Genomic DNA, 22,127 nt, shown 5'->3' with positions numbered 1-22,127 from the left:
CGTGGAAACTTTCGAGCTTCTGCTGCATGGCTTCAGCGTTGCGCTGCAGCCGACAAATCTCATGTGGGCGCTGGTCGGCTCGGTGCTCGGCACCGCTATCGGCATTCTGCCCGGCATCGGCCCGGCGCTGACCATTGCGCTGCTGCTGCCGGTGACGACCGCGCTGGCACCGACTTCCGCTTTCATCATGTTTGCCGGCATTCTTTATGGCGCGATGTATGGCGGGTCGACGACGTCCATCCTGCTCAATACGCCGGGCGAAGCGGGGTCGATGATGACCGCGCTCGAGGGCAACAAGATGGCTCGGGCCGGGCGTGGCGCGGCGGCGTTGGCGACGGCGGCTATCGGATCGTTTGTGGCCGGTACAATCGCGACGCTGGCACTGACATTTGCCGCACCGGCTGTGGCTGAGCTAGCCTTCTATTTCAAGCCAACCGACTATTTTGCCATTACGGCGCTGGCCTTCTGTTCGGTGGCCGTGGTGATGGGCACGTCGCGCACGCGTGGGTTCGTGTCCCTGTTCCTCGGCATCGCCATTGGTGTCATCGGCATCGATGCGATGACGGGGCAGCCGCGTCTGACGTTTGGCAATATGCAGCTTTTGCGCGGCATTGCGCTGACGGTGGTGCTGGTATCGCTCTTTGCGGTCGGTGAAATTCTCTATGTCGCGAGCCGCTATCGCTCGACGCCGGGCGTGATGGCCCCGATCAAGGGGCAGCTCTGGATGACCAAGCAGGATTTTGCGCGGTCTTGGAAGCCATGGCTGCGCGGTACGGCGATCGGCTTCCCCATGGGCGCCCTGCCCGGCAGCGGCTCGGAAATCCCGACCATGCTGTCCTATACGCTGGAGCGGAAGCTCACCAAGTATCCCGAAGAATTCGGCAAGGGCGCCATCGAGGGCGTGGCCGGGCCGGAAGCGGCGAACAATGCTGCGGCGGCTGGCATTCTGGTGCCGCTGCTGACGCTGGGGCTGCCGACTTCGGCGACGGCGGCAGTGCTCTTGGCGGCGTTCCAGAACTATGGACTCCAGCCCGGACCGTTCCTCTTCACGTCCAACCCGGCGCTGATCTGGGGGCTGATCGCCTCGCTCTATGTGGGCAATGTGATGCTGCTGGTACTCAACCTGCCGCTGGTGGGCATCTGGGTGCAGCTGCTGCGCATTCCGCGGCCACAGCTCTATGCCGGTATTCTGGTCTTTGCCATGATCGGCGTCTGGGGGCTCGCGGGATCATGGATGGATCTGACCATCATGCTGGTCGTCGGTCTCGCCGGCTATGTGATGCGGGTTTATGACTTCCCCATCGCGCCGGTGCTGATCGGGCTCATTCTCGGGCCGATGGCGGAGACGCAGCTGCGGACGGCTCTCGCCGCCGGCCAGGGCAACCCGCTGGTTCTCGTTTCAACGCCGCTCTCGGCAATTTTCATCACCCTGGCCGTGCTGCTCCTCGCACTGCCAATTCTCCTCAAGCGCCTGCGCGCCAACGCCTAAAAGCCTGAATAGGGAAATCTTCCGACCATGAAGACCTACGACGTAAAAGTTCATCCATCCGCCGCCAACCTGCCGCGCGAGAGCCAGCTTGCCTGGCACATTGCCGAGTTTGCTGCCAATTGCGGCCCGCTCGATGCCGACGTGATCGAGATGATCGCCTGCCGTATCGTCGACAACGCCAGCGTTGGCCTTGCGGCCATCAACCGCGCACCGGTCGCTGCGGCGCGTGCCATGGCGCTGGCGCATCCGCGCAAGGGCGGTGCGACGGTTTATGGTCTTGGCAGCGGCGTGCGCGTCGATGCGGAATGGGCCGCTTGGGCCAATGCTACGGCCGTGCGCGAGCTTGATTTCCACGACACGTTCCTTGCGGCCGACTATTCACACCCGGGCGATGCGATCTCGCCGCTGATCGCCGTGGCGCAGCAGATGGGGATCGGTGGCGCTGACCTCGCCCGTGGCATTGCCGTGACCTATGAAGTGCATGTGGCGCTGGTGAAGGCGATTTCGCTGCACAAGTACAAGAAGGACCACGTGGCGCATCTGGCACCGGCGACCACTGCCGCCATCGGCGCCATGCTGGGGCTGTCGACGGAAGTGATCTTCCAGGCGGTCAACCAGGCGGTGCACCTGAGTTTCTCGACGCGCCAGTCGCGCAAGGGCGAGATCAGCTCTTGGAAGGCCTATGTTCCGGGATTCTCGGGCAAGCTTGCCATTGAATGTATCGACCGCGCCATGCGTGGCGAGGCTTCGCCTTCGCCGATCTACGAGGGCGAAGATTCGGTGATCGCCTGGATGCTCGGCGGCAAGAACGAGGCCTATAAGGTGTCCTTGCCCGCCCCCGGCGAAAGCCCGCGCGGCATCATGGAGACCTATACCAAGGCGCATTCGGCCGAGTATCAGGCACAGGCGCTGATCGACCTTGCGATCGACCTTTCGGGTCAGATCGGTGACCTTTCGAAGGTGAAGGATATCCTGCTCGAGACCAGCCACCACACGCATAATGTGATCGGCACCGGGGCCAACGACCCGCAGAAGATGGACCCGGAAGCATCACGCGAAACGCTTGATCACTCGATCATGTATATCCTCGCGGTCGCGCTCGAAGACCGCAAATGGCACCATGTCGACTCCTATACGCGCGAGCGCGCCCGCACGCCGTCGACGGTGGCGCTGTGGCACAAGATCCGCACGGTGGAAGAGCCGTCCTGGACGGTGCGTTATCTCGATCCGAATCCCGACAAGCGCGCCTTTGGTGGCAAGATCATCGTTACGCTCGATGATGGCCGCGTGATCACCGGCGAGCGTGGCGTGGCCGATGCTCATCCCAATGGCAACCATCCCTGGACCTGGCCGGACTATGCCGGCAAGTTCGAAACGCTGACCAAGGGCGAACTCGCCGATGCCGAGCGCAAGGCTTTCCTTGAAGCGGCCAAGGGTTTTGCCGGTCTCGCTGCTGGCAAGCTCGATGTGCTTATTCCCGCTCTGCCACAGGGCAACGTGACCCCGTCGAAGCCCACCGGGCAGGGCATTTTCGATCACGGTCTCTAAGGGACACAAGCCGGATCGCGCTGCTTTGCGTGGCGCGATCCATGCGCTATGGAGGCCCGCCTTTGGACTATAGCGACGCTGGAGCATGATGGATCAGGACGCCGAGACAATCGAGTTACCAGACGACCGGCTGCTGACCGATCAGTTGTTCGAGCAACTCAGCGAGGCCATTGTCATTGGCACTCTCGCGCCCGGCACCAAGCTCAGCGAACCGCGGCTTGCTGCGCAATATGGCGTCAGCCGTGGGCCACTGCGCGAGGCCATAAGGCGGCTTGAGGAGCGCAAGCTCGTTACCCGTGCGCCTCGTCAGGGTGCACGCGTAGTCGTGCCGACCCCCGGCGATGCGCTGGAGCTTTTCACCATCCGTGAGGTGCTGGAAGGGCTGGCCGCGCGGCATGCGGCGGAGAATGCGACCGAGGCGGAGATTGACCAGCTGCGCGCCATGTTGGCGCACCACCGCGATGCGCTCTCCAAGCCCGATGCCATGGTCTATTGGCAGGCCACCGCCAATTCGGACTTTCACTTCATGATCGCGCGTATCGGGAGGAACCAGCACCTGTTCGACCTGCTATGCGGCGAATATTACACGCTGTTCCGGCTCTATCGCATGCAGCATCGCATCGTGCCGGGCCGGGCGCAACGCGCGCTGGCGGAGCATGAGCGGATCGTCGAGGCGATTGCTGACCGGGATGCGGAACTATCGGAAATCCTGATGCGCCGGCACATTGCCTCGGCTCGCCACGGGCTCATCGCCCAGGCGAATGGCTGAGGGCATGTCCGGCTCGTCTGCCGGAAAGTCTGCGAGGCGAGAGGGCAACGCGGCGTAAAACTGGACCAGTTCCGGTTCGACCTTTTCGGCCAGAGCCTCGCAGCGCTTCAGCAGGCTTGCGTCGAGAGTGCCGCGCGTGAGGGCGGAGACGAGTTCCGCGTGGAGCGTCGCCAATTCTTCGAAGGCTGGGTTCGCTTTGACCGTTTCATCGCCGACGAGCAATTTGACCGGCTCACGGCCGGACATGCCTTTGAGCTCCACTTGCCCCGCATCAAGGAAGGCCAGGCCTGGGGTTTCCGCTGCCATGCCTAATGTCGCGAGGATGCTGTAGCCGACCGGCTTGCAGGCGCCTTCGATGCGGCTCGCGACATTGACGGTGTCGCCGACGCAGGAATAGTCGAAGCGTTTCTCAAAGCCCATATTGCCGACGAGCGCCGGACCCGTGGCGATGCCGATGCCGATATGGATGGGGTCGTCGCTGCCGCGATTGAGATCGCGTAGGGCATTGCGCATGGCGAGGGCGGCACGGCCGGCGAGGAGGGCATGTTCCTTCTCTTCGGCCGGGGCGTTCCAGAAGGCCATGACCGAGTCGCCCATGAATTTGTCGATGGTGCCGCGATGGTGGATGATCGCGCCGCCCAGGGCACCGAAGAGGCTGTTGAGAATCCTGACCAATTGCTCGGGTGTCGTCCGTTCGGCGAGAGCCGAAAAATTGCGGACGTCGGAGAACATCACGGTCAATTCGCGCACGTTACCCCCGAGGCGCAGCAGGCTCTGGTCGGCTTCGATCTGGGTAAGAACCGAAGGCTCGACATAGTAGCCGAAGGCGCGGCGGATGCGGCGACGGTCGAAATCGGTGACCGTGAAGCGCAGGAAGGCCATTGTGGCGTAGCTGACGAGGGCGGCAAAGAGCGGATAGCTCGGGTCGATGAGGAGGCCGGGACTCGAAAAGCTCCACCAGCTGAAGGAGACCGAGGCTGCGGCGACGGCGAGTGACACGCCGAGGCCCACGAGGGGGCCGGAAACGACGACGGCCAGAACGATGACGAAGCAGGAGGCGGCGAGAAGCAGCAGTTCGAGCCCGGATACCCAGTCCGCACGGTCAAGGAAGGTCTGGGTCAGGATCTGTTCAAGCGCCTGGAGGTGAATGGACACGCCGGGAACGGGGACGCCGAGGGGGCTGATCCGGATGTCGTTGAGGCCGCTGGCGGAACTGCCGATGAAGACGATGTGGCCGGCGATGAGCGGAGCAAGCGCGACGTAGTCATCGTCAAGGACATCGGTGGCCGGAATGTAGGTCTCGGGCGGCAGCTCGCGATAGTAGAGCCGAAGGTCGCCGGTTGGGCCGGTGGGGATGGAGAAGTCTCCTACCCTGACGGCATCAACAGTGCGGCCATCGACATTGTCGCCCATGACGACCAGTGTAGGTACGCTCATGGCGACGCGCAGGGCTTCGACGGAGAGCGTCGGAATGGCGCCGGAATCGATGCGCCAAAGGAGCGGCAGGCGGCGGGCTACCCCTGCCCCCTGGCGGTCCAAGCTGGCGATGCCGAGACCGCTTGCGGCTTCGGCGAGGATGGGAAGGGGTTGGGCCGCGCCGCCGAGTTCGGGCACGGCGGAGAGCGGATCGCTGCCGGTGGTGGCAAGGCCGGCCTTGGCCGGGGTGGTGACGGGGAGCGCGCTGCCGTTTTGGGCGAGACCCAGAATGGTGGGGCCGGCTGCCAGGGTTTTGGCGAAATTCTCGTCAGCGTCGGAACCGCGCTCAGCCTCGCTGAAGAGGATATCGAAGGCTATGGCGGCGGCGCCGAGTTCGGTCAAGCGCTCGGAGAGGCGCGCCAGGGTTTCGCGGGGCCAGGGCCATTGGCCGACTTCGGCCATGGATGTTTCATCGATATCGATGATGCGGACCGGCAGGCCGTCCGGCGCAGTGCGGGGCTTTAGCTGCTGGAAGACGTCAAAACTGGTCTCGCGCGCTACCTGGACCGGATAGGGATCGGTCACCCGGAGCGCGACGAGACCGAGAATGACGAGAAGGCCCAGAGTAAGCGCCGCAAGCCGCCTGCCCATGGCCCCTGCCCTCAATTGTAGGGCGTGCAGGCCGCGACACGCTGCGGCAGGACCGAGCTCGGGCGAGAGCGCAGATCGCGGCGGAAATCGCTGGGCGACATGCCGGCGATCTTGCGGAAGAGCTTGTTGAAGGCGCTGAGCGAGCCAAAACCGCTATCCATGGCAACCTGCAACACATTGGCATCGTCGCGCATCAAGAGGGCTTGGGCGTAGGAGAGGCGCATGAGGCTGACATAGTCGTTGAGCGTCATGCCGGTGCATTTCTTGAAGACCGTCATGGCGTATTTGGGATGCACGTCGGCGGCGACGGCGATGTCGACGGAGTCGATGTCTTCGCGGAAATTGTCGGCGATATAGTCGCAGATGCGAACGACGATGGGCGAAATGTGCTGGTCGGTCGACTGGCTGTTCGACCCGGCATGGTGGCCAGAGGACAGCTCGTAGGGCGCGAAGCGAATGCGTTCGATCCGCAGCAGCAACTCGTCCACAGCCATGCTGATTTTCAGCGGATCACCGGAACGGACATAATCGTTCCAGCGGACGAAATTGATTGGGTCGGAGGCGTCAGTGGCGCGGGTAACGAGGGCTGCGCCCTGCATCAGACCGGCCTGCACGCCCTGTGGCAGGCGCAGCCGGAAGAAGTGCACGAGCGGCAGGTGGCCGCCGGCATAGACGAGGTCTTCGGAGGCGTCGTCGAGGCGATGCGGCTGGCCGCCCCAGAAGAGGGCGAGATCGCCGGCGCCGAAACGCACCTCGTAGCCGCTCATGGCATAGTGGGCCCACCCGCGAATGATATAGTTCACCTCGACCTGCGCATGCCAATGCGCCGAGCGCATCAGCAGGGGCGAGGCATGGAACATGTTGAGTTCGGTGGGAAGGTTCTCCACGCCGTCGAGGGCCGGCTCGTAATAGCCGCGCTCCACCATCTTACTATCCGCCAATTTGAAATACCCGATAAGAGCGACGGCTCATGAGGAGTGGATAGCTTAGGTATCGCTCGGCACAAGAGCAAGGGAGGAGAATGCGCGGGGTTTTGAAACCTGCCGCGCCGCCTGTCTTGGCCGATGGATATTTGAGGAGCAGACCATGACCGACAAGAAGATTCGCTGGGGCATTATCGGGCCCGGCAGCATTGCCAAGGCATTCCGCGGCGGGGTCAACGGCTCCAAGCACGGCGTCCTGGCGGCCATTGCCACGCGCGACCCCAGCAAGCCGAACCTTGCCACGGATTTTCCGGGCGTGCGCGTGGTCAATGGCTATGACGCGCTGCTGGCCGACAAGGAGATCGACGCCGTCTATATCGCCGTACCGCATACCGGCCACGCCGAATGGGCGATCAAGGCGGCAGAAGCGGGCAAGCATGTGCTGGTGGAAAAGCCGCTGGCGCTTTCGGCACATGAAATCGACGCCGTGTTCCATGCGCACAAGAAGGCCGGCACTTTTGCCGGTGAAGCCTTCATGTATCGCCTGCACCCGCAGGTGAAGCAGTTGCTCGACCTGGTCAAATCCGGCGCCATTGGCGAAGTGCGGATGATCCAGTCGAGCTTTGGTTTCTCGATGGGCAAGTTCCAGCCGCAGCACCGTCTGTTCGCCTCGGCGCTGGCCGGCGGCGGCATTCTGGACGTGGGCGGTTATCCGGTTTCGATGGCGCGGCTGATTGCCGGCGCGACGCTGGGAAAACCGTTTGCCGATCCGGTGAAGGTTTCGGGCACTGCCAAGCTTAACGAGGAAGGCACCGACGACTGGGCGGCCGCCATCCTGACGTTCGAGAATGGCATTGTGGCGCAGGTTTCCTGTGCGGTGATGGCGAACCTCGACAATGTGCTGCGCATCCATGGTTCGGAAGGCCGGATCGAAGTGCCGGATTTTTGGTTTGCCAATGGCAATCGCGATCAGGGCCTTGGCCGCATCGACATCATCAAGGGTGGCAAGACCGAGACGGTGAGCGTCAACGAGACGGCGCATGTCTATTCCTTTGAAGCCGATGCCGCCTCGCTCGCCATTATCGAAGGCAAGCAGGAGTTTCCGGCGCCGGGCATGAGCTGGGCGGATAGCCTTGGCAATGCGCGCGTGCTCGACCAGTGGCGCCGCGATGCGGGCATCGAATATTCGGTCGAAAAATACACCAACCGCGTCAAGACCTTGGACAATCGCAAGCTTGGTCCGAATACCGGCGTCATTCCGAAGCGTTCCATTCCGGGTCTCAAGAAGCAGGCTTCGGCGGTTGCGCTGGGCTTTGAGGATTTCAAGACTTTTTCCTCGGGCGCGATCCTGCTCGATGCCTTCTGGGAACGCGGCGGCAATATTTTCGATACCGCCTTCATCTATGGCGGCGGCTATACCGAAAAGCTCTTTGGCGAATGGCAGAAGAGCCGTGGTGTACGCGAAGACGCCGTGGTGATCGGCAAGGGCGCGCATTCGCCGCTCGTCTATCCCGATGTCATCGCCAAGCAGCTGACCCAGACGCTGGATCGCCTGCAGACGGATTATGTCGACGTCTATTTCATGCACCGCGACAATCTTGATGTGCCGGTGGGTGAGTTCGTCGATGCCATGGATGCCGAGGTGAAAGCCGGGCGGATTCGCGGGCCCTTCGGCGGGTCGAACTGGACCAAGGAGCGCATGGACGAGGCGATTGCCTATGCCGAGCGCACCGGCAAGGCCAAGCCGCAGGCGCTGAGCAACAACTTTGCGCTGGCCGAAATGCTCGACCCGATCTGGGGCGGCTGCGTCACCTCGTCGACGCCGGAATACAAGCAGTGGTTGATCGACCGTCAGGTGACCAACTTCTCCTGGTCGAGCCAGGCTCGTGGCTTCTTCACCGACCTTGCCGGACGGGACAAGACCGACAACGAGGAACTGGTAAGGGTCTGGTACAACGAGCAGAACTTTGGTCGCCGCGATCGGGCCATCGAGCTTGCCAAGCAGATTGGCCACAATCCGATCCATGTGGCGCTGGCCTATGTGCTGGCCCAGCCCTTCCCCAGCGTGCCGCTGATCGGGCCGCGCCGTCTGGTCGAACTCGAAGACAGCCTCAAGGCTTTCGAGATCAAGCTGACGCCGGAACAGGTGCAGTGGCTCGAAGGCTAAATCGCGAAAAAGCTAGATAGATCAAGGGGCCCGGCGACGGGCCCCTTTTTCGTTGCGGGAGAATGACTGGCATATTCGTTTCGACTGTTCACCCTGGGAAGACAGTTTGTACCCTCTGGCCGAGTTGCCAGGGCAACGTCCCTGCCCTATGTTATCCATCGTGGGATTACGATCTCATGCAATTCTCAGGGCGGGGTGAAACTCCCCACCGGCGGTAAGGCGGAAACGCCAAGCCCGCGAGCGCTTTTGGCCGAAAGGTCGAAAGGTCAGCAGATCCGGTGTGATTCCGGAGCCGACGGTCATAGTCCGGATGAAAGAGAATGGGTTGGCCTCAAGCGCCTGACTATGCTCGCGTTTTTGCGCGGGCAGAGTTCTGCGTCGCCTTCCCGTAACCCTGGGGAAACTGGTTACGGAAAGGACGACATATGAACCAGATTTCCTCTTCTTCACATGCCAGCGCCACTTCGGGCGCCATTTTCATGCTGGCCGCAAGCCTGGCTTTTGCCGGCTCCAACACGCTGCAATCGGTTCTGCCGACGCCGATCGAATATGGCGGGTTTGGCATGAGTTCGACCGGCATGGCCTTCTGGCAATATGTCATTGCCTCCATCCTGGCGCTGCCGATCATCCTTCGCATCGGCTTCAAGAACCTGCGCACCAGTCATCCCCTCGCCCATGAAATCCGCGCCTTTGCCTCGGCATTGGGCGTGCATGTTTTCGTCTATGGTTTTGCCTCGGGCGTTCCGATCTGGCAGATGGTGACGCTGCTTGCCACCGGGCCGCTGTTCATCATTCTCGGCTCAACGCTGTTCCTGGGCGAAAAAGCCTCTACGGCCCGGATCGGGGCTGCACTGATGGGCTTTGCCGGCGCAATCATCGTCTCGGGCGTTGGTGCGGACGGGGTTACGTGGCAAACTTTCGTGCCGATCCTTGCGGCAGCACTATGGGCAACGACCGACATTCTCACCAAGTACCTGACGCAGAAGGGTGAAAGCCCTGAGACGCTGACCATCTCGCTGCTGGTGCTGATCACCCCGAACCATCTGGCCATTCTATTGCTGGTCACCCTCTTTTCGTGGGTGTTGCCGGCTGGCGCGGCCCCCGGCTTTCCGTTGGCCCTGCCCTCCGGTACCGGCCTGCTGCTGCTCCTGCTGCTCGGCGCCCTGACGGCTGCGGCACAATATCTGCTGAGCTTTGCCTACCGCGCGGCCGATGCGACCTTCCTGCAGCCATTCGGCGACCTGAAGGTGCCGCTCGGGGCGATCGTGGGCTGGGTTGTGCTCGGCCAGGTGCCGTCGATCTGGTTCTGGCCGGGTGCCGCGCTGATCATCCTTGCTTCGCTGTTCCTCTATCTCGTGGAGGGTCGCGACCGGCCCTCCAACTTCGCGGCGGCGTAGCGTTCCAAGCGTAGAATAATCCTTCCAAATCTGACGCCGGCAATGCGATATTGCCGGCGTTGGCATTTTAGGGGACTCGCATGGACCGGGGAGAGAATCAGGGCGCGCCGAAGAATTTCGAGGCGCTGCGGACGCTTATCCTGGAAAGGCGACGCGAATTGCCCAAGCGCCTGGCGCAGGTGGCGGCCTTTGCGCTGGATAACCCCGACGAGATCGCTTTTGGCACGGCGGCGAGTATTGCGACGGATGCCGAGGTGCAGCCTTCGACACTGGTCAGGTTTGCACAAACCTTTGGTTTTGATGGATTTTCGGCGCTGCAGGCGGTGTTTCGCGCGCGGCTACGCGAGCGAAATTCCAGCTATGAAGACCGGCTGGCCGAGCTTGAGGGCGGAGATGCAGTGGCTGCCGGATCGGCGGCGATTCTCAACTCGTTTGTCGGTGCGGCGCATCGCAGCCTCGATAATTTGAGTGCCGCAATCGACCCGCAAAAGTTCGAATCCGCTAGCAGACTGTTAGCATCGGCAGGCACCATTCACCTGATTGCGCGACGGAGAAGCTACCCGATTGCGACTTACATGGCCTATGCGCTCTCCCAGCTCAAAATCCGCTGCCAGATCGCCGGGACAGCGTCAGGGATCGATGACGATCTGCTCGCGCTCGCCGACGAGGGTGACGCGGCTTTCGCGGTGAGCTTTTCGGGCTATGCGCCGGAGACGGTAGCGCAGGCCTCGGCGCTGGCGGCGCGGGGTATTCCTGTGGTGTCGCTGACCGACTCGGCGTTTTCACCGCTGGCGGAATGTTCGACCATCTGGTTCGAACTGGTCGAGGCTGATCATGCGGGGTTCCGCTCGCTTTCGGCCAGCATGGCCTTTGCCATGGCGCTGGCTGTGGCCATTGCCGAAGAGCGTCGGCGGGGGTGATTTTTCTGATGGAACAGAAATTCTATATTTGAACTGATTTGGAAGATGTGTTTCAATTCCTCCCAGAGAGAAGGCCAATAATCGGCCTTCCAGTTACCGTCACCACCGGGCTTGTCCCGGTGGTCCATGCCTCCCCAAGATGGATTGCCGGGACAAGCCCGGCAATGACGACGGAGGGGAGAGCCGACCCGGGAGGAAATTGGTGAATTCTGACAAGACGCTCGATGTGATCACCATTGGCCGGGCCTCGGTGGACCTTTATGGCCAGCAGATCGGCACGCGGCTCGAAGATATCGGCAGCTTTGCGAAATCGGTGGGCGGGTGCCCGACCAATATTTCGGTTGGCACGGCGCGGCTGGGGCTGAAGTCGGCGCTGATCACGCGCGTCGGCAATGAGCAGATGGGGCGCTTCATTCGCGAGCAGTTGCAGCGAGAAGGCGTCGAGACCAAGGGGGTTGTGACCGACCCTGAACGGTTAACGGCGCTGGTGCTGCTGTCGGTCGAGAATGACAAATCGTTTCCGCTGATTTTCTATCGCGACAATTGCGCCGATGCGGCGCTGGACGAAGGCGATATCGACGAGGATTTCGTGCGGTCGGCCAAGGCGGTGCTGGTAACCGGCACGCACTTTGCCAAACCTAATAGCGATGCGGCGCAGCGCAAGGCGATGCGGATCGCCAAGGCGAATGGCTCAAGGATCGTGTTCGATATCGACTATCGACCGAACCTTTGGGGGCTGGCGGGGCACGATGCGGGCGACAGCCGCTATATCGCTTCGGATGAGGTTTCCAAGCACCTGCAGACGGTTCTGGCTGACTGCGACCTGATTGTTGGGACCGAGGAAGAGGTTCTTATTGCTTCGGGCGAGAGCGACCTTACGGCGGCGCTGAAGACCATCCGCAGCTTTTCGAATGGGACCATTGTGCTCAAGCGTGGGCCGATGGGGTGCATCGTTTATGACGGACCTATTCCTGATGATCTCGAGGATGGGATTGTCGGCAAGGGATTTCCGATTGAGGTCTACAATGTGTTGGGGGCCGGCGACGCTTTTATGAGCGGATTCCTGCGTGGCTGGTTGCGCGGGGAGCCGCATGCGACGAGCGCGACCTGGGCCAATGCCTGCGGGGCTTTTGCGGTGAGCCGGCTGCTCTGCGCGCCGGAGATTCCGACATGGACGGAGCTTTCCTATTTCCTTGAGCATGGCAGCAAGGAACGGGCGCTGCGCAAGGATGCCGAAATCAACCATGTGCATTGGGCGACCACCCGGCGGCGCGAAATCCCCAGCATGAAGGCGCTGGCGATCGATCATCGGTCGCAGCTTGAGGATATGGCCGGGGGCGATGCGCAGAAGCTGGCGCGGATACCGGATCTTAAAGTGCTGGCGGTGAAGGCGGCGGTGCAGGTGGCTGATGGTCGCGACGGGTTTGGGATGCTGCTGGACGACAAGTATGGGCGCGATGCGCTTTATGCGGCGAGCGCGATCCCGAATTTCTGGGTGGCGAAGCCGATTGAATTGCCGGGCTCGCGGCCTTTGCAGTTCGAGTTTTCGCAGGATCTGGGATCGCGGCTGGTGGAGTGGCCGGTGGATCACTGCATCAAGGTGCTGTGCTTTTACCATCCGGACGATGCGGCAGATTTGCGCGAGGTGCAGATTGCCAAGCTACGGGCCGCTTATGACGCGGCGCGCAAGGTGGGCCGTGAATTGCTGGTGGAGATCATTTCCAGCAAGCATGGCGCGCTGAAGGACGATACGGCGGCGCGGGCGCTGACGGATGTCTATGCGGCCGGGATCAAGCCGGATTGGTGGAAGCTCGAGACGCAGCCGGGGGTTGAGGCCTGGCGGCAGATTGATGCCGTTATTGAGGCCAATGATCCGTTCTGCCGGGGTGTTGTGCTCCTGGGGCTCGATGCGCCACAGTCGGAACTGGTGGCGGGATTTGCGGCGGCAAAGACGGCCAGGTCGGTGAAGGGTTTTGCCGTGGGGCGGACGATCTTTGGCGATGCGGCGCGGGCCTGGCTTGATGGGCGGATTGGCGATGATGAGGCCGTGGCGATGATGGCGCAGCGGTTTGCGGGATTGGTGGCGGCCTGGGATGGGGCTTAGCCGATAGATTTGTGGGCGCCGTCACCCCCTCCCTCCTCCCCCATCAAGGGGAAGTGTTGAGCCCGTGGGTGTGGAGGGACGGAGCCAAACACACGATGCAGCACCTCCCCCTTGATGGGGGAGGATGGGAGGGGGTGAACCCAGCCCAAAAGATAAAACGGAGGTTCCCGCTTTCGCGGGAATGACACCGAGGAATACGAGGAGTGGCCATGAGCCAGAAAACTGTTCGATTGACCATGGCGCAGGCTGTTGCGCGCTTCCTTACGGCGCAGAAGACGGTCATTGCTGGCGAAACCGTGCCGATCTTTGGCGGGGTTTTTGCCATTTTCGGGCATGGCAATGTGGCCGGGGTGGGCGAGGCGCTTTATGGCGTTAGGGATACCCTGCCGACCTATCGCGGGCAGAACGAACAGGGCATGGCGCATGCGGCAATTGCCTATGCGAAAGCCAGTTTTCGGCGGCGGTTCATGGCGGTGACCAGCTCCATCGGGCCGGGGGCGCTGAACATGGTGACGGCGGCGGCGCTGGCGCATGTGAACCGGCTGCCCGTGCTGCTGCTGCCGGGCGATGTCTTTGCCAATCGGTTGCCCGATCCTGTCTTGCAGCAGGTGGAAGACTGGGGCGACGGCACGGTTTCGGCCAATGATTGTTTCAGGCCGATCAGCCGCTATTTCGATCGGATTACGCGGCCGGAGCAGATCATTCCGGCGCTGCGGCGGGCCATGCAGGTGCTTACCGATCCGGCAGAATGCGGGCCGGTGACGCTGAGCCTTTGCCAGGATGTGCAGGCGGAAGCCTATGACTATCCCGAGAGCTTCTTTGCCGAAAAGGTTTGGGTACCGCGGCGGATCATGCCGGATGCCGATGAATTTGCGACGGCAGCGGCGGCGATCAAGCTTTCCAAGAAGCCCGTCATTATTGCGGGCGGCGGCGTGCTGTATTCCGAGGCGAGCGAGAGCCTTGCGGCCTTTGCCGAGGAGCATGGCATTCCGGTGATGGAGACGCAAGCGGGCAAGAGCGCCCTGCCCCATGGGCATGAGCTGAATATGGGTAGCGTCGGGGTTACCGGTTCGTCGGCATCGAATGTGCTGGCGGAAGAGGCCGATGTGGTGATCGCGGTCGGCACGCGGCTGCAGGATTTTACCACCGGCTCGTGGTCGCTGTTCAAGAACGAGGCGGTGAAGATCGTCGGGCTCAATGTGCAGCCTTTCGATGCAGGCAAGCATGAGGCGCTCCCGCTGGTATCGGATGCTCGCGTGGGACTTGAAGCGCTGGATGCGGCGCTGATGGGTTGGCAGGTTGATTCCGATTGGACCCATAAGGCCATGCGGGAAAAGGATAAATGGCTGCTGGACGCCGATGCTGCGACCGCGCCGACCAATGTGGAATTGCCATCTGATGCGCAGGTGATCGGGGCGGTGCAGCGGGCGCGGCAGAAGGCGACGCTGGTGTGCGCCGCAGGCGGTTTGCCGGGCGAATTGCACAAGCTCTGGAAGGCGGATGCGCCGGGGAGCTACCATCTCGAATATGGTTTTTCGACCATGGGCTACGAAATTGCCGGCGGGCTGGGTGTGAAGCTGGCGCGGCCGGAGGACGACGTGGTCGTGATGGTCGGGGACGGCAGCTATATGATGCTGAACTCGGAGATCGTTTCGTCGATCATGCTGGGGGCGAAGCTCACCATCGTGCTGCTGGATAATGCGGGCTATGGCTGCATCAACCGGCTGCAGATGGCGACCGGCGGAGCGAATTTCAACAATCTGCTGAAGGACACACAGCACGTGACGCTGCCGAACATCGACTTTGCCGCGCACGCGGCGGCGATGGGGGCGGTGAGCCGCAAGGTCGGGTCGATTGCCGAGCTTGAGGCGGCGTTGGCCGAGACGGCGGATGCGGATCGGACGACGGTGATTGTGATTGATACCGATCCGCTGGTGACGACCGTTGCCGGTGGGACCTGGTGGGATGTGGCGGTGCCGGAGGTCAGTGAGCGAGCCCAAGTGAATGCGGCGCGCGAGGGGTATTTGAAGGCGTTGCAGGCGCAGCGGATTGGGTGAGGGCCCCCTCACCCGTCTCGCGCTTTGCGCGATCCACCCTCTCCCCGAGAGGGAGAGGAATAAGAGGTGAGCGCCGATCTGTTCTTCTCCCCATCGGGGAGAAGGTGGCGCGTAGCGCCGGATGAGGGGAACGCTTTGACGAAGACGAATTCCTCTGCGGAGGAGAGATACCCCTCACCCTGACTTTTCGCTGAACGCGAAAAGTCGGTCCCTCTCCCGCAAGGGGCGAGGGAAGGTGCGGTGGACGAGGAGAGACCAAAAGAATGAAAGCCAAACTTGGGATGTCGCCCATTGCGTGGTGGAACGACGATCTGGTGGAGCTGAGCGATGATGTGTCGCTCGAAGAGTGCCTCAGGCAATCGCGGTCGGCCGGGTTTACCGGGATGGAAAAGGGGCGGCGGTTTCCGGATGATCCGGAGGTTATGCTGCCGATCCTGCGTGCCGCTGACGTGACGCTATGTGGCGGGTGGTTTTCGGGGACGCTGGTCGAGGAAGATCTCTCTGCCAATAAGGACCGCATTCTGCCGATGATCGAGCTGTTCAAGGCGGTCAACGCGCCTTGCATCGTCTATGGCGAAGTGGGTCGATCGATCCAGGGCAAGCGGGAGATTCCGCTGGCGCAAAAGCCGAAGCTTTCCGACGACGAGATGAAGGCTTATGGGCGGAAGGTCACCGCGTTTGGCGAATGGTGCGCCGAGCAGGGCATGCCGCTGAGCTATCACCACCATATGGCGGCTGTGGTTGAGACCGAGGCGGAGCTGGATGCGTTTATGGCGGCTTCGGGCGCAGGCATTCCACTGCTGCTTGATGCGGGACATCTCGCCTTTGCTGGTGGTGATCCGCTGCGGGCGATCGACAAGCACCATGGGCGGATCAACCATGTGCATGTGAAGGACATCAGACGGTCGGTTGTCGATGGACTGGATCGGACGAAGCAGAGTTTTCTGGATGCCGTGGCGCTGGGCGCCTTTACGGTGCCGGGGGATGGCTCGCTCGACTTTGGCGCCATCGTGCAGCGGTTGGCGGATCATGGCTATGAGGGCTGGTTCGTTGTCGAGGCCGAGCAGGATCCGACGGCTAATCCGCCGCTGAAAATGGCGCAGGTGGGCCACAAGGAACTGATGCGGGTGATGACGGCGGCTGGGTATACCGTCGAGACGCAAGGTTTTCCGAGCGCTTAAGTTTTGAACGGTAGTGCGCATCGGATTCGTCCGAAAACCGCTGCGCACTTTTCGGTCCAATGCTAGAGCTTGCGGCAACTGAGAAGGATTGGTGCATGGCTCTGAAAGAAAACGATCTCAACTGGTTTCGGCCGCTGTGGCGGCGGGTTGCCGTCGTGGTGTTTCTGACCGTCTGGCTCGCCTGGGAGGCGATATGGACCAAGGAGACGCTGTGGATCGTGTTGGTCGGCGCGGCGCTGGCCTATGCGCTCTATAATTTCTTCTATGCCTTCCCCAAGGAGGAGCCCAAGAATGACGAAGTCCCACCTGCTGGTCCGACCGACAGCGAAGACCGGTCGGATTCATGACGTAACGCCCGCTTCGGCGGGGTGGGGCCATGTCGGCTTCGGGTTACATCGGCTCGCGGCCGGAGAGGCTTATGGCGAGGAGACGGGCGAGCGCGAGGTTTGCCTCGTCATCGTCGGCGGCAAGGGGCGCTTTGCCGTGGACGGCGAGGACTTTGGCGAGCTTGGGGAGCGCATGACGCCCTTCGAGGGGGCGCCCTGGGCGCTCTATGTGCCGGCGGGGCGCAACTGGGCTGTGGATGCCACGACGGACCTGGAGCTGGCTGTGTGCTCGGCGCCAGGCGGCGGGGATTTCCATGCCAAGGTCATTCCGCCGGGGACGCATCCGCGGATCACGCGCGGCAAGGGCGCCAATATCAGGCATGTCTACAATATCATGCCCGAGGATGATGGCTCGGCGAACGCGCTGCTGGTGGTGGAGGTGATCACGCCCCAGGGCAATACGTCGTCCTATCCGCCGCACAAGCATGACCAGGACAATCTTCCGCACGAGAGTTTTCTGGAAGAGACCTATTATCACCGGTTCAACCCGTCGCAGGGCTTTGCGTTTCAGCGGGTGTTTACGGACGACCGGAGCCTTGATGAGGCAATGGCGGTTGAGGATGGCGATGTGACGCTGGTGCCGCGGGGCTATCATCCGGTGGCGACGACGGCGGGGTATGACCTCTACTATCTCAACGTCATGGCCGGGCCCAAGCGGGTTTGGAAGTTCCACAATGCGTCGGAACATGAGTGGATGCTGAAATGAAAAAGGGCGCCTCACGGCGCCCTTTCTGTTTCTAGCGGCCCTGGAAGACCGAGCTGTCGGCCATTGGCCCGGTGATTTCGCTGACTTTTACCGTGCGGCCTTCCCTAGCGGATTTCAGGGCGGCGTCGGCAAGGGCGAGGGCGATGAGGCCGTCGGTGCCGCTGGGCGAGGCCGGGGATTTTGATTCAACGAAATCGATGAAGCTGCTGATTTCTCTCGCGTAAGCTTCGGTGTAGCGGGTCATGAAGAAGTCGTGCAGCGGCGGGCGGGTGTAGCCGGTGGCGTTGGCGATTTCGATGGAGACCGGGCGCTGGTTTTCGGCGGCGACGGCGCCCTTAGAGCCGTGGACTTCGATGCGCTGATCGTAGCCATAGGTGGCGCGGCGGGAATTCGAAATCGTGGCGTGTTTTCCCGTGGCCGTGGAGAGCATGACCGAGACGCTGTCGAAGTCGCCGGCGGTGCCGATGGCGGGGTCGACGAGGACGGAGGCCTGGGCGGTCACGGCGTCGATCTCTTCGCCGAGGAGGAAGCGCGCCATGTCGAAGTCATGGATCGTCATGTCGCGGAAAATGCCGCCGGAGCGCTTGATGTAGTCGACCGGCGGGGCGCCGGGGTCGCGCGAGATGATGGTGACCATTTCGACGTCGCCGATCTGGCCGGTGCTGATCGCTTCCTTGACGGCCTGGAAGTGTGGGTCGAAGCGGCGGTTGAAGCCGACCATGAGGGTGGCGGCGGTTTCGTCGACGACGCGGATGCAGGCTTTTACGCGCTCGATGTCGAGGTCGACGGGCTTTTCGCAGAAGATGGCTTTGCCGGCGCGGGCGAAGCGCTCGATGAGGTCGGCGTGCGTGTCTGTGGGGGTGCAGATGACGACGGCGTCGATGTCGGCAGAGGCGAGGATGGTGTCGATGGTGCGGACTTCGGCGCCGTATTGGGTGGCGATGGCGTTCGCTGCATCGGCCATGGGATCGGCGACGGCGACGAGTTTCGCCTTGGCATTGGAGCCGATGGCCTTAGCGTGAACTTTGCCAATGCGGCCGGCGCCGAGCAGGCCAAAACGAACGGTCATAGCGGGGTTCCTCCACCCGAAAATTGGTATGGAATGAATAGGCGATTTTTGGGTCGGATGGAATGAGAATTCTAGCAGGAGTGATGGGATTCGGGCTTGCCTAACCCCCACCCTTGATCCCCCACAAAGGGGAGGGAGGCGCGGGCTGAGGCACCGCGGTTCCATCGTGGGGGCCACGCCCTCGTGGTTCGAGGTACGCTGCGCTTCGCACCTCACCATGAGGTCTACTGGGAGAGGTGAAGGGTCAGTGTTCGCGGGCGCGTTCGAGGATGCGTTTGCACTCGAGAAGCTCGCGAAGGACTTCGGAGAGTTTTTCGCGCGATTCTTCGTCTAGGCTGGGGTCGGCGGTAAGAACGGCCTCTTCGATCTCGGCCTCGTCGGCTGCAGCCTGGGCTTCCTCGATGAGAGGGATGATCTCGTCCAGGCCCTTGCCTTCGCCGACGGCGATGACATAGCGCGGACCCTGGTCCTTGAGGATCTTTTGGACGCCCTTGATCGTAAAACCTTGATCGTAGAGCAGGTGACGGATGCCGCGGAGCAGCAGGACGTCTTCGGGGCGGTAGTAGCGGCGGCCGCCGCCGCGCTTCAGGGGCTTGATGGTGGCGAAGCGGGTTTCCCAGAATCGGAGGACGTGCTGAGGAAGATCGAGCTCTTCCGCGGCCTCTGAGATTGTCCGGAATGCGTCTGGAGACTTGTCCAAACCGCCTGCCCCTCCAGTAAGAAAGCCTTACTTTTCAGAGGCGACCATAGACTTGTTGATTTTGGACTTCAACACGTTGCTGGGTTTGAACACAAGAACCTGCCGGGGGAGGATGGGCACCTCTTCGCCGGTCTTGGGATTGCGGCCGATCCGCTCGTTCTTCGAGCGCACCTGGAAGGAGCCGAATGAAGAGAGTTTCACATTGGCGCCGGTGATCAAGGCGTCGGTGATGAGTTCGAGAACACGTTCGACCAGTTCGGCCGACTCGGTTCGCGACAGGCCGACAGAGCCATAAACAGCTTCCGCCAGGTCTGCCCGCGTTACCGTCTTCTGCGTCATTCGCACCCCCGTGGTTCAGGACTGGCTTCCCGGGCCAGCGTGATATTTTTTCTTCCGCTGTCGCCAATCAGCCTCCGCAGATTGGCAGGAAAACCTTCCTTTGATCGACGCGGCCAATCGTCAATTCGCCTAGCCTTAACGTCAGGCTCCTCCACCCGGCAGGACACTAACGCCTTGAAACGCTTGAGGTCAATCGGCTCAATGCCCGACTACCAGCGAATGAGCGAGGCCCCCCAGGTGAATCCGCCGCCCATGGCTTCAAGCATGACGAGATCACCCTGCTTGATGCGTCCATCGGCCACAGCAACGCTCAGAGCGAGCGGCACGGAGGCGGCGGAGGTATTGGCGTGGATGTCGACGGTGGTCACGACCTTTTCGGGCGGCAGGCCGAGCTTGGCCCCTGCCCCGTCGATGATGCGTTTGTTGGCCTGGTGCGGCACGAACCAGTCGAGATCGTCGACCGTGTAGCCGCCCTGCTCCAGCGCCTTGTAGACGACGTCGGTGATCTTGCCGACGGCGTGCCGGAAGACTTCCGCGCCAGCCATGTGCACGTGGCCTGTGGTGCCGGTGGTGGACGGGCCGCCATCGACATAGAGCTTCTGCCAATGGTGACCATCGGAGCGCAGAGCGGACGAGAGGACGCCGCGCTCAGGCTCGCCATCGGCCAATTCGACGCGTTCGAGAATCATGGCGCCGGCGCCATCGCCGAACAGCACGCAGGTGGTGCGGTCGGTCCAGTCGAGGAGACGCGTAAAAGTCTCGGCGCCGATGACGAGGACGCGGTTGGCGAGGCCATTCTTGATGTAGCTGTCGGCCGTGGTGACGGCATAGACAAAGCCCGAGCAGACGGCCTGCAGGTCGAAGGCGAACCCGTGGTGGATGCCGAGCTTCATCTGCACGAGGGTCGCGGCGGCCGGGAAGGTATAGTCCGGGGTCGTGGTGGCGACGATGATGAGGTCGATGTCTTCCGGCGTCATGCCGGCATTGTCGAGTGCGGCCCGGGCGGCGGCGACGGCGAGGTCGGAGGTGAACTCGCCTTCGGCGGCGACATGGCGCTCCTTGATTCCGACGCGCTGCTGGATCCACTCGTCGGACGTGTCGACGGTCTTGGCCAACTCTTCATTGGTCAGGATTTTTTGGGGCAGGTAGCTACCGACCCCGCGGACAATTGAACGAACTCTGGTCACGCCGACTTGGCCTCGGAATCAGAAGGCAGCTCGGAAGCTGCAACATGGACGGGGAAGCGCTTCACGCTGTCGCTGATCTTTTCGATCAGGTTGCTGCGCGCCATTTCATAGGCAAGGCCCAGGGCGCTTTTGTAGCCGACTTCGTCGGTACCGCCATGGGATTTGATGACAACGCCATTGAGGCCCATGAACACGCCGCCATTGACGGCGCGCGGGTCCATCTTGCGGCGCAGGGCCGTCAGGGCGGAGGAGGCGAAGAAGGCGCCGAGCATGCTGATCCAGTTGGATTTGAGCGCGGTGCGGAGATATGTGGCGACCTGGCGGGCAGTGCCTTCGGCGGTCTTGAGGGCCACATTGCCGACAAAGCCTTCGGTGACGACGACGTCGACCGTGCCCTTGCCGATATCGTCGCCCTCGACAAAGCCATGATAGGTGAAGCCGGCGCCGGAGGCCTGCTGCAGGATCTTGCTGGCTTCCTTGATGTAATCGAGGCCCTTCACCTCTTCGGTGCCGATATTGAGCAGACCGACGGTGGGCTTTTCGGAATCAAAGAGCGAACGGGCCAGGGCGGAGCCCAGAATGGCGTAGTCGACAAGCTGGCGGGCGTCCGCGCCGATGGTCGCGCCCATATCCAGCACGATGATGTCGGAGCGGACGGTGGGCCAGATGGCGGCGATGCCGGGGCGAGAAATGCCTTCCATGGGGCGGAGGCAGAAGGTGGCCATGGCCATCAGGGCGCCAGTATTGCCGCCGGATATGGCGACATCGGCTTCCTTGTCCTTCACGGCCTGGATCGCCATCCACATGGAGGAGACGTTTCGGCCCTTTCGAAGGGCCTGGCTGGGCTTTTCGTCCATGGCGATCACTTCTTCGCAGTGACGCACCTGGCTCGCGGCCTTGAGCCGGGGAAATTCTTCAAGGAGCGGGTCAATCTGCTCCTTGCGGCCATGGAAGATGAAACGGGTGTTCTTACGCTCGCGCAAGGCCAGATCGGCGCCATGGATAACCGCGCGCGGGGCGTGGTCGCCCCCCATGGCATCCACGGAAATCGTTATATATTCGGTCATTTCAGCCCGTTTTTCGGCCCGCTTGGGCAGGCATTCCAACATATCCCATAG

The 22,127-nt window shown here is 62.2% G+C and carries 18 protein-coding genes and 1 riboswitch; of the genes, 11 read left to right on the top strand and 7 right to left on the bottom strand.

The window, feature by feature from the left end; genetic code table 11:
* Position 1 precedes the first annotated feature (1 nt).
* From ACSQ2A_RS04675 to ACSQ2A_RS04665, 3 genes are all read left to right on the top strand, one after another.
* Positions 2-1,489: a tripartite tricarboxylate transporter permease gene (locus ACSQ2A_RS04675; RefSeq protein WP_295410132.1), complete on the top strand. Its 1,488-nt coding sequence runs from the start codon at positions 2-4 to the stop codon at positions 1,487-1,489.
* 27 nt (positions 1,490-1,516) lie between these two features.
* Positions 1,517-3,037, top strand: a complete 1,521-nt coding sequence (locus ACSQ2A_RS04670) for an MmgE/PrpD family protein (RefSeq protein WP_436071271.1) — start codon at positions 1,517-1,519, stop codon at positions 3,035-3,037.
* Between the two features lie 85 nt (positions 3,038-3,122).
* Complete coding sequence (locus ACSQ2A_RS04665) at positions 3,123-3,806, top strand: GntR family transcriptional regulator (protein ID WP_436071270.1); 684 nt, start codon at positions 3,123-3,125, stop codon at positions 3,804-3,806.
* On the opposite strand, the gene ACSQ2A_RS04660 is transcribed toward ACSQ2A_RS04665, so the two are convergent.
* Positions 3,735-5,873 carry a CHASE2 domain-containing protein gene (locus ACSQ2A_RS04660; protein ID WP_436071269.1) on the bottom strand — a complete coding sequence of 713 codons (2,139 nt, stop codon included), beginning with the start codon at positions 5,871-5,873 and terminating at the stop codon, positions 3,735-3,737. The two genes, ACSQ2A_RS04665 and ACSQ2A_RS04660, sit on opposite strands and share 72 nt — an antisense overlap.
* Before the next feature lie 11 nt (positions 5,874-5,884).
* Complete coding sequence (locus ACSQ2A_RS04655) at positions 5,885-6,799, bottom strand: helix-turn-helix domain-containing protein (RefSeq protein ID WP_436071633.1); 915 nt, start codon at positions 6,797-6,799, stop codon at positions 5,885-5,887.
* 160 nt (positions 6,800-6,959) lie between these two features.
* Here ACSQ2A_RS04655 and ACSQ2A_RS04650 point away from each other — a divergent pair, with 160 nt between their 5' ends.
* The 8 genes from ACSQ2A_RS04650 (at position 6,960) to iolB (ending at position 17,714) form a co-directional block, all read left to right on the top strand.
* Complete coding sequence (locus tag ACSQ2A_RS04650) at positions 6,960-8,963, top strand: aldo/keto reductase (RefSeq protein WP_436071268.1); 2,004 nt, start codon at positions 6,960-6,962, stop codon at positions 8,961-8,963.
* 177 nt (positions 8,964-9,140) lie between these two features.
* Positions 9,141-9,289: riboswitch (FMN riboswitch) on the top strand.
* Between the two features lie 99 nt (positions 9,290-9,388).
* Complete coding sequence (locus ACSQ2A_RS04645; RefSeq protein WP_436071267.1) at positions 9,389-10,360, top strand: DMT family transporter; 972 nt, start codon at positions 9,389-9,391, stop codon at positions 10,358-10,360.
* A gap of 80 nt (positions 10,361-10,440) precedes the next feature.
* Positions 10,441-11,280, top strand: coding sequence for a MurR/RpiR family transcriptional regulator (locus tag ACSQ2A_RS04640; protein ID WP_436071266.1), 840 nt, complete (start codon positions 10,441-10,443; stop codon positions 11,278-11,280).
* A 139-nt stretch (positions 11,281-11,419) separates the two neighbouring features.
* Positions 11,420-13,384: a bifunctional 5-dehydro-2-deoxygluconokinase/5-dehydro-2-deoxyphosphogluconate aldolase gene (locus ACSQ2A_RS04635; RefSeq protein WP_436071265.1), complete on the top strand. Its 1,965-nt coding sequence runs from the start codon at positions 11,420-11,422 to the stop codon at positions 13,382-13,384.
* A gap of 209 nt (positions 13,385-13,593) precedes the next feature.
* Positions 13,594-15,441 carry a 3D-(3,5/4)-trihydroxycyclohexane-1,2-dione acylhydrolase (decyclizing) gene (gene iolD / locus ACSQ2A_RS04630; RefSeq protein WP_295410151.1) on the top strand — a complete coding sequence of 616 codons (1,848 nt, stop codon included), beginning with the start codon at positions 13,594-13,596 and terminating at the stop codon, positions 15,439-15,441.
* Between the two features lie 263 nt (positions 15,442-15,704).
* Positions 15,705-16,622, top strand: coding sequence for a myo-inosose-2 dehydratase (gene iolE / locus ACSQ2A_RS04625; RefSeq protein ID WP_295410153.1), 918 nt, complete (start codon positions 15,705-15,707; stop codon positions 16,620-16,622).
* A gap of 95 nt (positions 16,623-16,717) precedes the next feature.
* Positions 16,718-16,969: a hypothetical protein gene (locus ACSQ2A_RS04620; protein WP_295410155.1), complete on the top strand. Its 252-nt coding sequence runs from the start codon at positions 16,718-16,720 to the stop codon at positions 16,967-16,969.
* On the top strand, positions 16,914-17,714 hold the full coding sequence (gene iolB, locus ACSQ2A_RS04615) for a 5-deoxy-glucuronate isomerase (protein WP_436071264.1): 801 nt from the start codon (positions 16,914-16,916) through the stop codon (positions 17,712-17,714). Before ACSQ2A_RS04620 ends, iolB begins: the two co-directional genes overlap by 56 nt.
* 31 nt (positions 17,715-17,745) lie before the next feature.
* Here the strand turns inward: iolB and iolG are convergent, their stop codons facing one another.
* The 5 genes from iolG to plsX all read right to left on the bottom strand — a co-directional run bounded on the left by iolG (position 17,746) and on the right by plsX (position 22,076).
* Entirely contained in the window at positions 17,746-18,783 is a 1,038-nt protein-coding gene (gene iolG / locus ACSQ2A_RS04610) for an inositol 2-dehydrogenase (protein WP_436071263.1), read from the bottom strand.
* A 244-nt stretch (positions 18,784-19,027) separates the two neighbouring features.
* Complete coding sequence (locus tag ACSQ2A_RS04605) at positions 19,028-19,483, bottom strand: MerR family transcriptional regulator (RefSeq protein WP_295410161.1); 456 nt, start codon at positions 19,481-19,483, stop codon at positions 19,028-19,030.
* A gap of 27 nt (positions 19,484-19,510) precedes the next feature.
* On the bottom strand, positions 19,511-19,822 hold the full coding sequence (locus ACSQ2A_RS04600; RefSeq protein WP_035081618.1) for an integration host factor subunit alpha: 312 nt from the start codon (positions 19,820-19,822) through the stop codon (positions 19,511-19,513).
* Positions 19,823-20,031: 209 nt separating this feature from the next.
* Complete coding sequence (locus ACSQ2A_RS04595; RefSeq protein ID WP_295410163.1) at positions 20,032-21,009, bottom strand: beta-ketoacyl-ACP synthase III; 978 nt, start codon at positions 21,007-21,009, stop codon at positions 20,032-20,034.
* Entirely contained in the window at positions 21,006-22,076 is a 1,071-nt protein-coding gene (plsX, locus tag ACSQ2A_RS04590) for a phosphate acyltransferase PlsX (protein ID WP_295410165.1), read from the bottom strand. The genes ACSQ2A_RS04595 and plsX overlap by 4 nt, the downstream gene beginning before the upstream one ends.
* Between the last annotated feature and the right edge of the window lie 51 nt (positions 22,077-22,127).

This window comes from Devosia sp. LjRoot3 (assembly GCF_964252865.1).
Taxonomy (GTDB): domain Bacteria; phylum Pseudomonadota; class Alphaproteobacteria; order Rhizobiales; family Devosiaceae; genus Devosia.
This window is presented reverse-complemented; position numbering and strand designations above follow the sequence as displayed.

Excerpts from the sequence above, each read along its gene's own strand:
- ACSQ2A_RS04665 (WP_436071270.1), top strand. The coding sequence starts at position 3,123 with ATGATGGATCAGGACGCCGAGACAATCGAGTTACCAGACGACCGGCTG.
- ACSQ2A_RS04640 (WP_436071266.1), top strand. The coding sequence starts at position 10,441 with ATGGACCGGGGAGAGAATCAGGGCGCGCCGAAGAATTTCGAGGCGCTG.
- ACSQ2A_RS04655 (WP_436071633.1), bottom strand. The coding sequence starts at position 6,799 with ATGGTGGAGCGCGGCTATTACGAGCCGGCCCTCGACGGCGTGGAGAAC.
- ACSQ2A_RS04660 (WP_436071269.1), bottom strand. The coding sequence starts at position 5,873 with ATGGGCAGGCGGCTTGCGGCGCTTACTCTGGGCCTTCTCGTCATTCTC.
- ACSQ2A_RS04635 (WP_436071265.1), top strand. The coding sequence starts at position 11,420 with ATGGATTGCCGGGACAAGCCCGGCAATGACGACGGAGGGGAGAGCCGA.
- iolD (WP_295410151.1), top strand. The coding sequence starts at position 13,594 with ATGAGCCAGAAAACTGTTCGATTGACCATGGCGCAGGCTGTTGCGCGC.
- iolB (WP_436071264.1), top strand. The coding sequence starts at position 16,914 with ATGACGAAGTCCCACCTGCTGGTCCGACCGACAGCGAAGACCGGTCGG.
- ACSQ2A_RS04650 (WP_436071268.1), top strand. The coding sequence starts at position 6,960 with ATGACCGACAAGAAGATTCGCTGGGGCATTATCGGGCCCGGCAGCATT.
- iolE (WP_295410153.1), top strand. The coding sequence starts at position 15,705 with ATGAAAGCCAAACTTGGGATGTCGCCCATTGCGTGGTGGAACGACGAT.
- ACSQ2A_RS04670 (WP_436071271.1), top strand. The coding sequence starts at position 1,517 with ATGAAGACCTACGACGTAAAAGTTCATCCATCCGCCGCCAACCTGCCG.
- ACSQ2A_RS04600 (WP_035081618.1), bottom strand. The coding sequence starts at position 19,822 with ATGACGCAGAAGACGGTAACGCGGGCAGACCTGGCGGAAGCTGTTTAT.
- plsX (WP_295410165.1), bottom strand. The coding sequence starts at position 22,076 with ATGACCGAATATATAACGATTTCCGTGGATGCCATGGGGGGCGACCAC.
- ACSQ2A_RS04620 (WP_295410155.1), top strand. The coding sequence starts at position 16,718 with ATGGCTCTGAAAGAAAACGATCTCAACTGGTTTCGGCCGCTGTGGCGG.
- iolG (WP_436071263.1), bottom strand. The coding sequence starts at position 18,783 with ATGACCGTTCGTTTTGGCCTGCTCGGCGCCGGCCGCATTGGCAAAGTT.
- ACSQ2A_RS04645 (WP_436071267.1), top strand. The coding sequence starts at position 9,389 with ATGAACCAGATTTCCTCTTCTTCACATGCCAGCGCCACTTCGGGCGCC.